The organism is Microbacterium sp. NPDC055683 (assembly GCF_053617895.1).
In genome coordinates this window covers 1-13,122 of record NZ_JBSHGQ010000036.1, presented here as the reverse complement: position 1 = coordinate 13,122, position 13,122 = coordinate 1, and the positions used below count along the sequence as shown (strand labels likewise).

Below are 13,122 nucleotides of genomic sequence, written 5' to 3'. Positions count from 1 at the left end.
GTGATTCGCCGGTCGTTCACCCCGGGCGAACTAGCCTGTCGTGCATGCCCCGCCGCACACCGCTCGTCATCGGCCATCGCGGAGCCTCCGGCTACCGCCCCGAGCACTCCGAGTCGGCCTACCGGCTCGCGTTCGCGATGGGGGTCGACGCCGTCGAGCCCGATGTCGTCGCGACGCGCGACGGCGTGCTCGTCGTGCGGCACGAGAACGAGATCTCCGGCACGACCGACGTCGCCGACCATCCCGAGTTCGCCGACCGGCGCACGACGCGCGTCGTCGACGGCGGCAGGCACACCGGCTGGTTCACGGAGGACTTCACGTGGGAGGAGCTCGCCAGGCTCCGCACCCGCGAACGGCTGCCCGACATCCGCCCGTCGAGCGCATCCTTCGACGGCTCCGAGCCCATCCTGCGGCTCGTCGACCTGCTCGGCCTCGTGCGCGAGGCCTCGCTCGAGCACGGACGCGAGATCGGCGTCGTGCTCGAGATCAAGCACGCCACCCACTTCGCCTCCGCTGGCCTCGATCTCGTCCCGCTCGTCGCGCGGGACCTCGCGGCGACGGGGTGGGCGGATGGCGCTCTGCCGCTCGTCGTGGAGTCCTTCGAGTCGACGGCGCTCTCCCGGTTGAGCGAGGCGGGCGTGCGTGCGACGTACGTGTACCTGCTCGAAGCGGAGGGGAAGCCCGCGGACCTCGTCGCTCGCGACGGCGACGCCGCCGTCGGATACGCCGCGTCGGCCTCGCCAGAGGGGCTCGCTGCGCTCGTCGGCGTCGTCGACGGTGTCAGCGTCGACAAGCGGATGATCCTCGCGGACGGGGGCGCGCTCGTCCGAGACGCCCACGAGCGGGGGCTCCTCGTCTACACGTGGACATGCCGGCCAGAGAACGCCTTCCTCCATCGCCGCTACCGCGGCGCAGGAGGGAAGGCCGCCTTCGGCGACTACGAGGGGGAGTGGGAGGAGCTGCGTGCGAGCGGCGTCGACGGCGTCTTCGTCGACCATCCCGATCTCGGCGTCGACGTCTTCCGCCGGATCACCTGACGGTCTCGCCGATCTCGACCCGGAAGAGGCGTCCTGCCGCGTGCTCCGCCGCGCGGGCGTCGCCCGCGGCGAGGTGCCCCGCCAGCTCGCGGAACCGGGCGGCGACGAACGTCGGCGGGTTCAGCAGCCGGTGCTCCCCGCGCGTGCTCCGCAGGACGGCGGCACACGCGGCCTCGTACGAGTTGCGCAGATACGGATTGCCCGTGGCTCCGACGAGGTGGCCGAAGGCCGCCAGGGCCGCCTCATACACGAGCGCGATCGACAGGGGCGCCGCCTCGCAGACGGCGGCGGCCTCCAGGCACAGCGCCGAGCCGAGCGCACGCTCCTCGTCGAGCATCCGCGGGACGCCGAGGCGGATGGCCACGCCGCATTCGATGCCGAGGCACTCGGCTGCGGCCTCGAGTCCGTCGTCGCCGTCGAGCGCGACGCGGAAGGAGCGGGTGCGCGTGCGGACGACCATCCCGAGTCGCTCGAGCGATGCGAGGGCGCGCCGCACGTCGGCACGCTCGACGCCGAGCCGCGCAGCCACCTCGGCGTCGCGGATGCGCGACCGCGCGCCGATCGCGCCCGTGAGGATGGCCTCGCGCAGGTGGGCGAAGGCGTCCGACTGCGGGGCATCGAGCGTGATGACGTGGGTGCTGCGGTCCATGGCGTCCCTCCCGCGACCCACCGTAGCCGGAGGGAGGGCGTCGCGGCCAGAGCGGCCGCGACGCCGTCGTCATGAAGCGGGAGTCGCCGTGGTGGCGTCGAAGATGTCGAGGATGGCGCGCTCGGACACCTCGGCGTCGCCGCTCAGGATGGCCGCGCGCAGCTCGTCGAAGAGCGCCTCCACTCCCGGCGTGTGCGGGAGTGCGAAGGCGCCCGTGCGGATGTTGCGCTCCAGGCCGAACCGCGCGTCGCTCGTGACGGTGCGGAAGACGGGGTTGTCGGTCTTGTCGACCAGGAAGGCGAAGCACGCGAAGTACCGCTCCCGCACTCCCTCGCGGTCGCCGTCGAGAAGTGCGGCGCGCAGGCCGTCGAGCAGCTCGACCGCCTCCTCGCGCTCGGCGGGCGACATGCGCTCCACCGCGATCCGCGCCGCGATCCCGGTCTGGTGGCGGGCGAACTCCATCGACGCGGCCACCATGTCGTCGGTGATCTCGGTCACCCGCGTGAACCGGCTCGCGGACATCTCGATGAGCCCTTCTCGCTCGAGCCGCTGCAGCGCCTCGCGGACCGGCATGCGCGAGACCCCCAGGCTCTCGGCGATGTCGACGTCTCGGATGCGCTCGCCGGGCGCGAGCGACCCCTCGACGATCGCCGCGGCGATGCGGCTGTAGACGGCGTCTCCCAGACGCGCCGGCGACAGATCGAGCTTTCCCGTGAAATTCGGCATCATAACCTCCCCAGATCGATGCGAACGGATGCACACTACTCCGGAATCCTGAGATCAGACCGGTGTTCCTCCGGCGCGTGCTCGGGGACCACCCGCGGCGTCACCCTGGACGCCCTGCCTGCGTCAGGGGCCATCCGCGTGTCAGGGGGCCCGCCTAGACTCGAAGGGCCATGACAGACGCGCTCTTCTCCCTCCCGACCGCGGCGGACGACGACCTGCTGCGAGGGCTCAACCCCCCGCAGCGCGAGGCCGTCGAGTACCGCGGCCCCGCCCTGCTCATCGTCGCGGGCGCCGGCTCGGGGAAGACGCGCGTCCTGACGCACCGGATCGCCTCGCTGCTGCGCAGCCGCGAGGCGTGGCCGAGCCAGATCCTGGCGATCACCTTCACGAACAAGGCGGCGGGCGAGATGCGCGAGCGCGTCGAGCAGATCGTCGGCGACAGCGCGCGGGGCATGTGGATCTCGACGTTCCACTCCGCATGCGTCCGCATCCTGCGGCGCGAGGCCGAGCAGTTCGGGTTCACGAAGGCGTTCACGATCTACGACTCCGGTGACTCGCGCGCGCTGCTCAAGCGACTCGTGCGCGATCGCGAGGCCGACTCCCTCGGCCTGACCCCGGCGGGCGTGCAGTCGCGCATCTCCAAGCTCAAGAACGAACTCGCCGACGCCGAGTCGTACGCGCGCGACGCGAACATGAGCGATCCCGCCGAACGGAAGTTCGTCGAGATCTTCGGCGACTACCAGCGCGAGCTGCAGAAGGCGAACGCGTTCGACTTCGACGACCTCATCGCGCAGACGGTCTTCCTCTTCCGCGCCTTCCCCCACGTCGCGGACGTCTACCGCAAGCGCTTCCGCCATGTCCTCGTCGACGAGTACCAGGACACCAACCACGCGCAATACCAGCTCATCCGCGAGCTGACGCGGCCCATCCAGGGCGACGCCGGCGGCGGCATGGTCTTCGAGGATGCGCCCGGCGCCTCGCTCACGGTCGTCGGCGACTCTGATCAGTCGATCTACGCGTTCCGCGGGGCCGACATCCGCAACATCACCGAGTTCGAGCGCGACTTCCCCGGAGCCAGGGTCGTGCTGCTGGAGCAGAACTACCGCTCGAGTCAGAACATCCTCGATGCCGCGAACTCGGTCATCCGCAACAACTTCGACCGCAAGGACAAGAAGCTCTGGAGCGACCAGGGGCCCGGCGAGCAGATCGTCGGGTTCACCGGCTACTCGCAGCACGATGAGGCGCAGTTCGTCGCAGACGAGATCGAGAGCCTCCGCCGCAGCGGCGTCGACTACCAGCAGATGGCCGTCTTCTACCGCACGAACTCGCAGTCGCGAGCGCTCGAGGAGATCTTCATCCGCGCCGCCGTGCCCTACAAGATCATGGGCGGCACGAAGTTCTACGACCGCGCCGAGATCAAGGACGCGCTCGCCTACCTCGTCGCCGTGGCGAATCCCGCGGACGAGATGGCCGTGCGACGCATCCTCAACAGGCCGAAGCGGGGCATCGGCGACGTCACCGAGACGGCGATCGCGAGGTTCGCGGCGGACAACGGGATGTCGTTCCGCGACGCCCTCGCGCACCCCGCCGAGATGGGGCTGGGCCCCAAGCTGCAGAAGTCGATCCTGCACCTCGACGCGGTGCTGCGGGAGGCGACCGCCGTGCTGCTGCCCGCGTCGGGAGAGCCCGCGCCGCCGACGGCCGTCACAGAGGGGCTGCAGGTGCTGCTCAACAAGAGCGGCTACGCCGATGCGCTCCGGATGAGCCGCGACCCTCAGGACGAGGCGCGCGTGGAGAACCTCGACGAGCTCGTCGCCGTCACGCGCGAGTTCGCGCGCAACAATCCGGAGGGGACGATCGTCGACTTCCTCACGGAGGTCGCGCTCGTCGCCGACACCGACGATCTCGACGACGAGTCGGGCGCGGTCTCGCTCATGACGCTGCACACGGCGAAGGGGCTGGAGTTCGACGCCGTCTTCCTCACCGGCGTCGAGGAGGACCTCATCCCGCACCGCATCTCGGCGAACGAGCCCGGCGGTCCGCAGGAGGAGCGGCGCCTGTTCTACGTGGGCATCACGCGAGCGCGGAAGCGCCTGTACCTGTCGCTCGCGATGACGCGTGCGCAGTTCGGCGAGGTGACGGTCGCGATGCCGAGCCGATTCCTGCAGGAGATCCCGTCGCTGCTCATCGACTGGAAGCAGTCGCCGGGCGACGTCAACTCGCGTGGCGGGCTGCAGTCACGCGCGCTCAACGCCCGCCGACCCGGCGGGGGCGCGGGCGACCGCTGGGGCGTCAAGCCCCTGCCCGCGGGTGGCGGGCTCAAGCCGAAGTCGACCGCGATGGAGAAGTTCCCCGGTCTCGTCACGAACAAGGTCCGCGACAACGGCGATCTCGATCTCGCCGCCGGAGACCGCATCCGCCACGACGACTTCGGCGAGGGCACGGTCGACGCCGTCACGGGCGAGGGCGCCAAGCGCATCGCGCACGTGCGCTTCGACTCCGCGGGTGCGAAGAAGCTGCTCATCAAGGTCGCGCCGATCGCCAAGGTGTAGCGCGGGTCACGCCGACGCGTCGTCGACCACGGCCATCCCGCGCCCCCGCAGTCGCCGCCGTTCCTCCTCGAGGAAGCCGACGAGACGGTCGCGCGTGCCCGCGCTGTGGGCCGAGACGAGCGCGACCGCACGTGGTGCGTCGCGTGCGGCGACCGCGTCGAGGATGGCGAGGTGCTCGGCGCGGGCCTGGGCACGCGACTGCTCGGTGCGCACCTCGAGCCAGCGCGTGCGGCTGAGGCGCGTCATGGCGTCGTCCATGGCTGATGCGAAGAACGGGTTGCCCGAGAGCCGCGCGAGCGCGACGTGGAAGTCTCCGCCGTCGCGGAGCCCCGCCTCGGGCCCGTCCTCGTCCGGATGCGAGACGAAGGCGCGCAGCGCCGCGATGGCGTCCCCGTCGGCCCGCTCCACGACGAGGGCGACGGCGCCGGCCTCGACCGTCGCCCTGAACTCGAGCACGGCGCGCACCTCGGCGACGTCGATGGGCGAGACGCGCCATGCACGGCCATCCCGCCGGACGAGGCCCTCGTTCTCGAGGCGCATGAGCGCCGCGCGCACCGGGGTCCGCGACGCGCCCGTCAGCGGCTCCAGGCCCCTCTCGCTGAGCGCCTCGCCCGGGAGCAGATCGAACGACAGGATGGCAGCGCGCAGCGTCGCATAGGCGGCGCGGTCGTCGGATTGCGGCATGGGACCTCCGAGGTGGTATACCAAGACGGTACACCACTAGGAGGCGCGATGACCGACACCCTCGTCCGGACCCCGACGAGAGCCTGGCGGATGCTGGTCCTCGGCGTGCTCGCGCAGGCCGCCGGGACGATGCTCGTCAGCACTCCCGCCTACCTCATCCCACTCCTGCACCTCGAGCGCGGCGTCCCGCTCGCGGCAGCGGGCGCCCTCGCGGCCGCGCCGACGATCGGGATGGTGGCGACTCTCGTCGCGTGGGGACACCTCGCGGACCGCTACGGCGAGCGCTGGGTCATCGCGGGCGGCCTCGCGCTCACGGCCGTCCTCGCGCTCGCGGCGTCGGCGATGTCCGACATCGTCGCCTTCGGGGTGCTCCTCGCGTTCGCCGGGGGAGCGTCGGCGAGCGTGAACTCCGCGAGCGGGCGCATCGTCGTGGGCTGGTTCCCGCGTGAGCGCCGCGGCACCGCCATGGGGATCCGGCAGATGTCGCAGCCGCTCGGGGTCGCCGCGGCTGCGCTCGTCGTGCCAGGGCTCGCCGAGCTCGGCGGGATGGCCGCACCGCTCGTGGTCGCGGCGGTCGCGACCGGCGTGCTCGCGGTGCTGTGCGCGATCGGCATCGCGAACCCGCCGCGCCCTGCGGCCGCCGCTGCGCGCCCGGCGGCCGTCCATCCGTATCGGGGCAGCGGGTTCCTCCTGCGCATCCACGCCGTGTCGGTGCTGCTCGTCGTGCCGCAGTTCCTGCTGTCGACCTTCGGGATGGTCTGGCTCGTCGCGGGGCTCGCGTGGGATGCGGCCCCCGCCGGTGCGCTCATCGCCGTCTCGCAGTTCGTCGGCGCATTCGGCCGCATCGCCGTGGGGGCGCTCAGCGATCGCCTCGGGAGCCGCGTGCGGGTGCTGAGGTGGGTCGCCGTGAGCGGCGTCGTCGTGATGGCCGTGCTGGCGATCGTCGCTGCGGTCGCCTGGAGCATCCCGGCCGCGATCGTCCTCGTCATCGCCTCGACCGTGACCGTCGCCGACAACGGCCTCGCGTTCACCTCGGTCGCCGAGGCCGCGGGCCCCGGCTGGTCGGGCAAGGCGCTCGGTATCCAGAACACGGGCCAGTTCCTCGCGGCGTCGGCCGTGGGCCCGGCGATGGGCGCGCTGATCACCGCCGTCGGCTTCCCGATCGCCTTCGCGCTGACGGCACTGCTGCCGCTCGCGTCGCTGCCGCTCATCCCTCGGGACGACGTGCACGCGGAGTGACGGGGCGTACGCGTCTGCTCGCATCGTGCGGATGTTCTCGTGCCGGGGCGCTCTCCGCGCAGCACGTGAGGGATGTCCGACGGCGAACCTGGCCAGTGGGTGCGAAGCGGCCGGGCGGCCGCCCACCGCACCGTAGGCTGGGCGCATGGGCCTGTTCTCGAGGAAGAAGAAGACCGACCCCGCACAGGATGAGGCCGTCGCGCCCGCCGCGGAGGAGACATCGGAGCAGGCGGAACCCGCGGCCGCCACCGACGCGGCCCCGCAGGTCAACATCTCGTTCTCGGCCTTCCGCGGCGTCGGCGCCGCCGGACCGGAGGTCGCGGCTCCGACCGACCCGGGGTCGCAGCCGGCCGCGTCCGACGCATCGGGGCCATCCGGGCAGCCCGGCACGACCCAGCCCGGCGCATCCGCGCAGCCGGCGCCGGCCGGAGAGCCCGCGCCCTCCCCGCAGCCGCCGCTGACCCGCGCGCCCGCGCCTCAGCCGTCGCCGCCCGCTCGTCCCGAGCTGCCGAAGGCGCCGGCGGCTCCGCCCACCGTGCTCGAGTCCGTCCCGGGGCTCCGCGACAACGCGCTGCTGCGCGATGCGCTCGCGGCGCTGCCCCAGAAGCCGACCGGGCCGCAGGTCATGGGCGTGCTGCGCCAGCTGCTGCAGGGGCACGTGTTCCTGCGGGTGAAGGGCGACGCGCGCCAGCAGATCTCGGAGGGCAAGCCCGTCACGTTCGGCATCGCCCGGGTCGGCGACAAGAACTTCATGCTCGCGTACAGCTCTGGGAAGGCGCTGCGCGACGCCGTGCAGGCTGACGGCGACACCGCGACCTCGGCTGTCGCGCAGCCTGTCGCCTCGCTCCTGACGCAGCTGCTCGACGGCGACTTCGGCGGCATCATCATCGACAACAGCTCCGCGCCCCACCGCGTCGTGCTGCCGCGCGACATCGTGGAGCAGGCCGTCACGCAGGCGGACCCCGAGTTCCGCCTGAAGGCGCTCATCACGGCTCCCCGAGAGGCCGACACCCCGCATCGGGTGGCGGCGCTCCTCGCCGAGCAGCCGCCGCTCTGGGTCGCGGTGGGCGCGCTCGCGACGGACGACTCGAAGATGGGGATCGCCGAGGCCCGCCTCGCCGACGGCACGCGACTCGTACAGGTGCACTCGCACCCCCTCGAGGTGGTCGCGCAGGGGCGCGGCGAGAAGGCGCTGCCGATCCAGGTCGACAAGCTCGGCAAGATGCTGCGCGAGCACCCCGAGCTCGGGGGCCTGCTCATCGATCCCGCAGGCCCGCTCATCACCCTCACGCGCGAGGAGCTCGCGCCTGTGCTCGCCCTGGGGGAGTAGCCCGCTCCGGCTGCCCGCGCTCCGTGGCGCGGGTGGTCAGTACTCCGCGCGTCCGCCGAACGTCTCGAGCAGTCGCTGCAGGGAGTCGACGCGCGCAGCAGGCAGCGTGCCCGCGGCCACGGCGTCGTTGAGGGCGCAGTCCGGCGCGTCGGCGAGGTGCGTGCAGCCGCGCGGGCACTCCTCGGCGACCGCGTCGAGATCGGGGTACGCGCGCAGGATATTGTCGGGATCGACGTGCCCGAGCCCGAACGACCGCACGCCGGGGGTGTCGATGACCCAGCCCGCGCCATCCGCCCCGCGATAGCGCAGCGAGACCGTCGACGACGACGTGTGCCGGCCGCGGCCCGTGACCTCGTTGACATGGCCCGTCGCCCGGCCGGCTCCCGGCACGAGCGCGTTCACGAGCGTCGACTTGCCGACTCCCGAATGGCCGACGAACACCGTCGAATGACCGACGAGCGCCCGGCCGATCTCGTCGACCGGCGCCTCGCCGCGCGCGCTGCGGAACACCCGCAGATCGGCGAGGCCCTCGAAGTGCGCGAGGAACGCCGACGGGTCGGCGAGATCGGTCTTCGTCACGACGAGCAGCGGCCGGACTCCGGCGTCGAGCGCCGCCACGAGGTAGCGGTCGACGAGCCGCGGGCGCGGCTCGGGATCGGCCGCGGCCACGACGACGAGCATCTGGTCGGCGTTCGCGACGATCACCCGCTCGACCTGGTCGGTGTCGTCGGCGCTGCGCCGCAGCAGCGATGTGCGCTCCTGGATGCCGACGATGCGCCCGAGCGTCCCCTCGGCGCCCGAGGTGTCGCCGACGACGCGTGCGAGGTCCCCCGTCACGATGGGCGTGCGCCTCAGCTCCCTGGCGCGCGCCGCCGTGGACTCGTGCTCGTCGGGCCCGTCCTCGTCGACGAGGACGGTGTAGCGCCCGCGGTCGACCCCGAGGACGCGCGCGATCCTGGCGTCCTCGTGCGCGGGGCGGCGCTTCGTGCGCGGTCGGTTCGCCTTCGGGTTCGGCCGTACGCGGACGTCCGACTCGTCGTACGCGTCGTCGAGGTCGTCATCCTGGTCGTCGAGCCAGCTCACGCCGGGGCGCCTCCGTGCACGAGTCCGTCCCACAGCTGCACGAACTCCGGCAGCGTCTTCGCCGTCGTCCCGATGTCGTCGATGACGACGCCCGGGGTGCGCAGCCCGACGAGCGCACCCGTCGTGGCCATCCGGTGGTCGTGGAACGCCTTCCACGGGCCGCCCGTGAGCGGGCGCGGGAACACCCGGATGCCGTCCGGCAGCTCCTCGGCCTCGCCCCCGACGGCGCGGATGTTCTCGGCGAGCGCCGCGAGCCGGTCGGTCTCATGGCCGCGGATGTGCGCCACGCCGCGGAACGTCGAGGGCCCGTCGGCGTAGGCGGCGAGGCCCACGAGGGTCGGGGTGAGCTCGCTCACGGCCGAGAGATCGAGATCGACGCCGTGGATGGCCCTGCCCGCCGACACCGTCAGGGCGCCGGCGCGACGGCTGACGCGGCCTCCCATGTGCGCGAGGATCTCGGTGAGCTGCGCGCCCGGCTGGGTCGAGTGCGGGGGCCATCCCGTCACCGTGACGTGACCGCCCGCGATCATCGCCGCCGCGAGGAACGGCGCCGCATTCGACAGATCGGGCTCGATGGCGATGTCCTTGGCGCGGACGGGACCCGCCGGCACGATCCATTCGCCGTGGCCCGCGCGCTCCACGAGCACCCCGCGACGCGCCAGGCACTCGATCGTCATGTCGATGTGCGGAACGCTCGGAAGCCGGTCGCCGACGTGGCGCAGGCGGAGCCCGACGTCGAACCGCGGAGCGGCGAGCAGCAGGCCGGAGACGAACTGGCTCGACGCCGACGCGTCGATGTCGATCTCGCCGCCGCGGATGTGCCCGTGCCCGTGCACGCGGAACGGGAGCGCCCAGTGCCCTCCGTCGTCGATGTCGAGTCCGAGGTCGCGCAGCGCCTTGATCATCGCGCCCATGGGGCGGTGCAGCGCGCTCTCGTGAGCCGTCACGGTGACCTCGCCGTCGGCGAGGCCCGCGAGCGGTGCGATGAAGCGCATGACGGTGCCGGCCTGGCCGGAGTCGACCGTGCTCCCGCCGCGGAGCGGCAGGGCGGGCGTGACGTGCAGGTCGGGGCCGAACGGACTGTCGCCCTCGACCTCCTCGATCCCCACGCCGAGCGCGCGCAGGCCCTCGACCATCCGAGCGGAGTCGTCGGAGTGCAGCGGCCGGTGCAGCGTGCTCGGCCCGTCGGCGATCGCGGCGAGCACGAGCTCGCGGTTCGTCAGCGACTTCGAGCCGGGGATGGTCAGGGTCGCCTCGAGGGCGCCGTCGGACACGGGAGCCGCGTAGGCGCCCTGAGGTCTGGTCACGGCGTCACGGCCGTCGGGGGAATACCCTCGCGCAGTCATCGCGTTCCACCCTACTGAAAGGTACGGAGGGAGTCGGATGATCGCCACGCTGGATCGCGCGCATGCGGAGGTGGCCGCGGAGGTCGCGGGCCTAGAATCACTCTTCATGAGCGACGCACCATCATCCTCCGCCGATGCGCGCGCGCAGTTCGAGGAGCAGGCCCTGCCGTTCATGGACCAGCTCTACGGCGCCGCGATGCGCATGACGCGGAACCCGTCGGACGCCGCCGACCTCGTCCAGGAGACGTTCGTCAAGGCGTTCGCGTCGTGGGCGTCGTTCACACAGGGCACCAACCTCAAGGCGTGGCTGTACCGCATCCTGACGAACACGTACATCAACACGTACCGGAAGAAGCAGCGGGAGCCGTTCCAGGGCACCATCGACGAGCTCGAGGACTGGCAGCTGGGCGGTGCGGAGTCGACCACGGCGACGAGCAGCCGTTCGGCCGAGGCCGAGGCGATCGACCACATGCCCGCATCGGTCGTGAAGGACGCCCTGCAGTCCATCCCCGACGACTTCCGGATGGCGGTGTACCTCGCGGACGTCGAGGGATTCGCCTACCAGGAGATCGCCGACATCATGAAGACGCCGATCGGCACCGTCATGAGCCGCCTGCACCGAGGCCGGCGGCTCCTGCGCGGACTGCTGGCGGACTACGCGGCCGAGCGAGGCATCCAGGCCGCCCAGACAGGAGTGAAGAAATGACCGACTGCGGCTGCGAGAAGGCCCGGCGCGATCTGGAGGCGTACCTCCGCGGAGCGATCGAGCTCTGCCACACGCGTCACACCGACATCGCCGAGCACATCGACGGCTGCCCGAGCTGCCAGGACGAGGTCCTCGTCGAGCGCACGCTGACGGACGCCATCCAGCGCTCCTGCCGCGAGGAGGTCGCGCCGGAGACGCTGCGGGACGAGGTCCTCGCGAAGCTCCGGACGCCGCACAGCGTCTCCTGAACGGACGCTGAACCGGGGGTGACGCGCGCCGTGCGCGCGGGTGGACAATAGAAGGTGTGGAAGAGCTCTTCGTCCTCCTGCTGGTGGTCGTCACCGCACTCGCTTTCGACTTCACCAACGGGTTCCACGACACCGGGAACGCCATGGCGACGTCGATCGCGACGGGAGCTCTGAGGCCGAAGGCCGCCGTCGCCCTCTCGGCCGTGCTGAACCTCGTCGGCGCGTTCCTCTCCATCGAGGTCGCGAAGACGGTGGGCGGCGACGTCGTCGACCTGAGCCAGGCGCAGGGCGAGGAGCTCATGCTCATCGTGTTCTGCGGCCTCGTGGGCGCCATCATCTGGAACCTCGTGACGTGGCTGTTCGGCCTGCCGTCGTCGTCGAGCCACGCGCTGTTCGGCGGCCTCATCGGGTCGGCGCTCGTATGGGGCGCCGTCAACGGCGCGAACGGCGTCGTGTGGGGCGGGATCATCGGCAAGGTGCTGATCCCGGCCATCCTGTCGCCGTTCATCGCCGCCCTCATCGCGGGCGTGGGCACGTGGCTCGTCTACCGGATCACGGCGACGGCGCCCGAGAAGAAGACCGAGGGCGGCTTCCGCTGGGGCCAGCTCGGATCGGCATCCCTCGTCTCGCTCGCCCACGGCACGAACGACGCGCAGAAGACGATGGGCGTCATCTTCCTCGCGCTCATCGCCTACGGCGCCGTGAGCCCCGAGGACGACGTGCCGTTCTGGGTCAAGCTGACGTGCGCGCTCGCGATCGCGCTCGGCACCTACCTCGGCGGCTGGCGCATCATCCGCACGCTCGGAAAGGGCCTCGTCGAGCTGTCGGCTCCGCAGGGGATGGCCGCCGAGACCTCGAGCGCGGCCATCATCCTCACGTCCAGCCATCTGGGCCTGCCGCTGTCGACGACGCACGTCGCGACGGGCTCGATCCTCGGCACGGGGCTCGGACGCAAGGGCGCCGAGGTGCGCTGGAAGCTCGCGGGCCGGATGGCCGTGGCCTGGGTCATCACGCTGCCCGCGGCGGCCGTCGTCGGCGGCGTGTGCTGGTGGATCGGCAGCGCGTTCCCCGGCCTCGTGGGCGTGCTCATCGTGTTCGCGCTGCTCGTGGCCCTCTCCGGCTACATGTACTGGCACTCGAAGAAGACCGAGGTCTCGCATCGCAACGTCAACGACGACTGGCCCGACGGTGCCGTGACCCTCGACACCGCCAACGTGACGAGCGTCGTCAAGGTCGGGCGGTGACCGCGGTGTCGATCGATCTGCCCGGCATCCTCGGGTCCGTCCTGCAGGTGCTCGTCGTCGGCCTGCTCCTCGGAGCGGGTCTCCCGGCCCTCTTCGCCCTCGGCATGCGGCTGCTCGCCGCGGCCCCCGAGCACGGGCCCGCGCCGGCGCGCGTGGGCGCCTGGACCTGCTTCGCGCTGTGCATCGTCGCGGCGCTCGCCGGCATCGTCGTCATCGTCTTCGGCAAGGCGATCTTCGGCGGCTGATCCCGCGCACCGCGGCGCCGGGCGGCCGCGAGG

The 13,122-nt window shown here is 72.0% G+C and carries 13 protein-coding genes; 8 read left to right on the top strand and 5 right to left on the bottom strand.

The window, feature by feature from the left end; all coding sequences use genetic code 11:
• Positions 1-44: 44 nt before the first annotated feature.
• Positions 45-1,037 carry a glycerophosphodiester phosphodiesterase family protein gene (locus ACWGPF_RS13350; RefSeq protein ID WP_452333257.1) on the top strand — a complete coding sequence of 331 codons (993 nt, stop codon included), beginning with the start codon at positions 45-47 and terminating at the stop codon, positions 1,035-1,037.
• Here ACWGPF_RS13350 and ACWGPF_RS13345 read toward each other — a convergent pair.
• Both ACWGPF_RS13345 and ACWGPF_RS13340 read right to left on the bottom strand, forming a co-directional pair.
• Positions 1,030-1,686, bottom strand: coding sequence for a GntR family transcriptional regulator (locus tag ACWGPF_RS13345; protein ID WP_452333256.1), 657 nt, complete (start codon positions 1,684-1,686; stop codon positions 1,030-1,032). The genes ACWGPF_RS13350 and ACWGPF_RS13345 overlap by 8 nt on opposite strands.
• A 69-nt stretch (positions 1,687-1,755) precedes the next feature.
• Complete coding sequence (locus ACWGPF_RS13340) at positions 1,756-2,412, bottom strand: GntR family transcriptional regulator (protein ID WP_452333255.1); 657 nt, start codon at positions 2,410-2,412, stop codon at positions 1,756-1,758.
• A 170-nt stretch (positions 2,413-2,582) separates the two neighbouring features.
• Here ACWGPF_RS13340 and ACWGPF_RS13335 point away from each other — a divergent pair, with 170 nt between their 5' ends.
• Positions 2,583-4,964 (top strand): ATP-dependent helicase, encoded by a 2,382-nt coding sequence (locus tag ACWGPF_RS13335; protein WP_452333254.1) that lies wholly within the window; start codon positions 2,583-2,585, stop codon positions 4,962-4,964.
• Positions 4,965-4,970: 6 nt separating this feature from the next.
• Here ACWGPF_RS13335 and ACWGPF_RS13330 read toward each other — a convergent pair whose 3' ends face one another.
• Positions 4,971-5,648 (bottom strand): GntR family transcriptional regulator, encoded by a 678-nt coding sequence (locus ACWGPF_RS13330; protein WP_452333253.1) that lies wholly within the window; start codon positions 5,646-5,648, stop codon positions 4,971-4,973.
• Positions 5,649-5,696: 48 nt separating this feature from the next.
• Between ACWGPF_RS13330 and ACWGPF_RS13325 the strand changes: the two genes are divergently transcribed.
• Both ACWGPF_RS13325 and ACWGPF_RS13320 read left to right on the top strand, forming a co-directional pair.
• Entirely contained in the window at positions 5,697-6,887 is a 1,191-nt protein-coding gene (locus ACWGPF_RS13325; protein ID WP_452333252.1) for an MFS transporter, read from the top strand.
• A 145-nt stretch (positions 6,888-7,032) separates the two neighbouring features.
• Positions 7,033-8,217 (top strand): SseB family protein, encoded by a 1,185-nt coding sequence (locus tag ACWGPF_RS13320; RefSeq protein WP_452333251.1) that lies wholly within the window; start codon positions 7,033-7,035, stop codon positions 8,215-8,217.
• Between the two features lie 36 nt (positions 8,218-8,253).
• Here the strand turns inward: ACWGPF_RS13320 and rsgA are convergent, their stop codons facing one another.
• Together rsgA and aroA are read right to left on the bottom strand one after the other, a co-directional pair.
• A complete protein-coding gene (gene rsgA / locus ACWGPF_RS13315) occupies positions 8,254-9,300 on the bottom strand; it encodes a ribosome small subunit-dependent GTPase A (protein WP_452333250.1) in 1,047 nt (348 codons plus the stop codon).
• Positions 9,297-10,646, bottom strand: coding sequence for a 3-phosphoshikimate 1-carboxyvinyltransferase (gene aroA, locus ACWGPF_RS13310; RefSeq protein ID WP_452333249.1), 1,350 nt, complete (start codon positions 10,644-10,646; stop codon positions 9,297-9,299). The genes rsgA and aroA overlap by 4 nt, the downstream gene beginning before the upstream one ends.
• 106 nt (positions 10,647-10,752) lie before the next feature.
• Here aroA and ACWGPF_RS13305 point away from each other — a divergent pair, with 106 nt between their 5' ends.
• From ACWGPF_RS13305 to ACWGPF_RS13290, 4 genes are read left to right on the top strand one after another with little or no spacing between them, the layout of a single operon-like run.
• On the top strand, positions 10,753-11,352 hold the full coding sequence (locus ACWGPF_RS13305) for a sigma-70 family RNA polymerase sigma factor (RefSeq protein ID WP_345439483.1): 600 nt from the start codon (positions 10,753-10,755) through the stop codon (positions 11,350-11,352).
• Positions 11,349-11,600 (top strand): anti-sigma factor family protein, encoded by a 252-nt coding sequence (locus ACWGPF_RS13300; RefSeq protein WP_345439485.1) that lies wholly within the window; start codon positions 11,349-11,351, stop codon positions 11,598-11,600. Before ACWGPF_RS13305 ends, ACWGPF_RS13300 begins: the two co-directional genes overlap by 4 nt.
• Positions 11,601-11,656: 56 nt before the next feature.
• Positions 11,657-12,844, top strand: coding sequence for an anion permease (locus tag ACWGPF_RS13295; protein ID WP_452333248.1), 1,188 nt, complete (start codon positions 11,657-11,659; stop codon positions 12,842-12,844).
• Entirely contained in the window at positions 12,841-13,089 is a 249-nt protein-coding gene (locus tag ACWGPF_RS13290) for a hypothetical protein (RefSeq protein WP_452333247.1), read from the top strand. Before ACWGPF_RS13295 ends, ACWGPF_RS13290 begins: the two co-directional genes overlap by 4 nt.
• Positions 13,090-13,122 lie beyond the last annotated feature (33 nt).

What these genes read in the sequence shown, in the direction of transcription:
- ACWGPF_RS13300 (WP_345439485.1), top strand. Translation starts at nt 11,349, where the DNA reads ATGACCGACTGCGGCTGCGAGAAGGCCCGGCGCGATCTGGAGGCGTAC.
- ACWGPF_RS13305 (WP_345439483.1), top strand. Translation starts at nt 10,753, where the DNA reads ATGAGCGACGCACCATCATCCTCCGCCGATGCGCGCGCGCAGTTCGAG.
- ACWGPF_RS13335 (WP_452333254.1), top strand. Translation starts at nt 2,583, where the DNA reads ATGACAGACGCGCTCTTCTCCCTCCCGACCGCGGCGGACGACGACCTG.
- ACWGPF_RS13325 (WP_452333252.1), top strand. Translation starts at nt 5,697, where the DNA reads ATGACCGACACCCTCGTCCGGACCCCGACGAGAGCCTGGCGGATGCTG.
- ACWGPF_RS13345 (WP_452333256.1), bottom strand. Translation starts at nt 1,686, where the DNA reads ATGGACCGCAGCACCCACGTCATCACGCTCGATGCCCCGCAGTCGGAC.
- ACWGPF_RS13330 (WP_452333253.1), bottom strand. Translation starts at nt 5,648, where the DNA reads ATGCCGCAATCCGACGACCGCGCCGCCTATGCGACGCTGCGCGCTGCC.
- ACWGPF_RS13350 (WP_452333257.1), top strand. Translation starts at nt 45, where the DNA reads ATGCCCCGCCGCACACCGCTCGTCATCGGCCATCGCGGAGCCTCCGGC.
- ACWGPF_RS13320 (WP_452333251.1), top strand. Translation starts at nt 7,033, where the DNA reads ATGGGCCTGTTCTCGAGGAAGAAGAAGACCGACCCCGCACAGGATGAG.
- ACWGPF_RS13340 (WP_452333255.1), bottom strand. Translation starts at nt 2,412, where the DNA reads ATGCCGAATTTCACGGGAAAGCTCGATCTGTCGCCGGCGCGTCTGGGA.
- aroA (WP_452333249.1), bottom strand. Translation starts at nt 10,646, where the DNA reads ATGACTGCGCGAGGGTATTCCCCCGACGGCCGTGACGCCGTGACCAGA.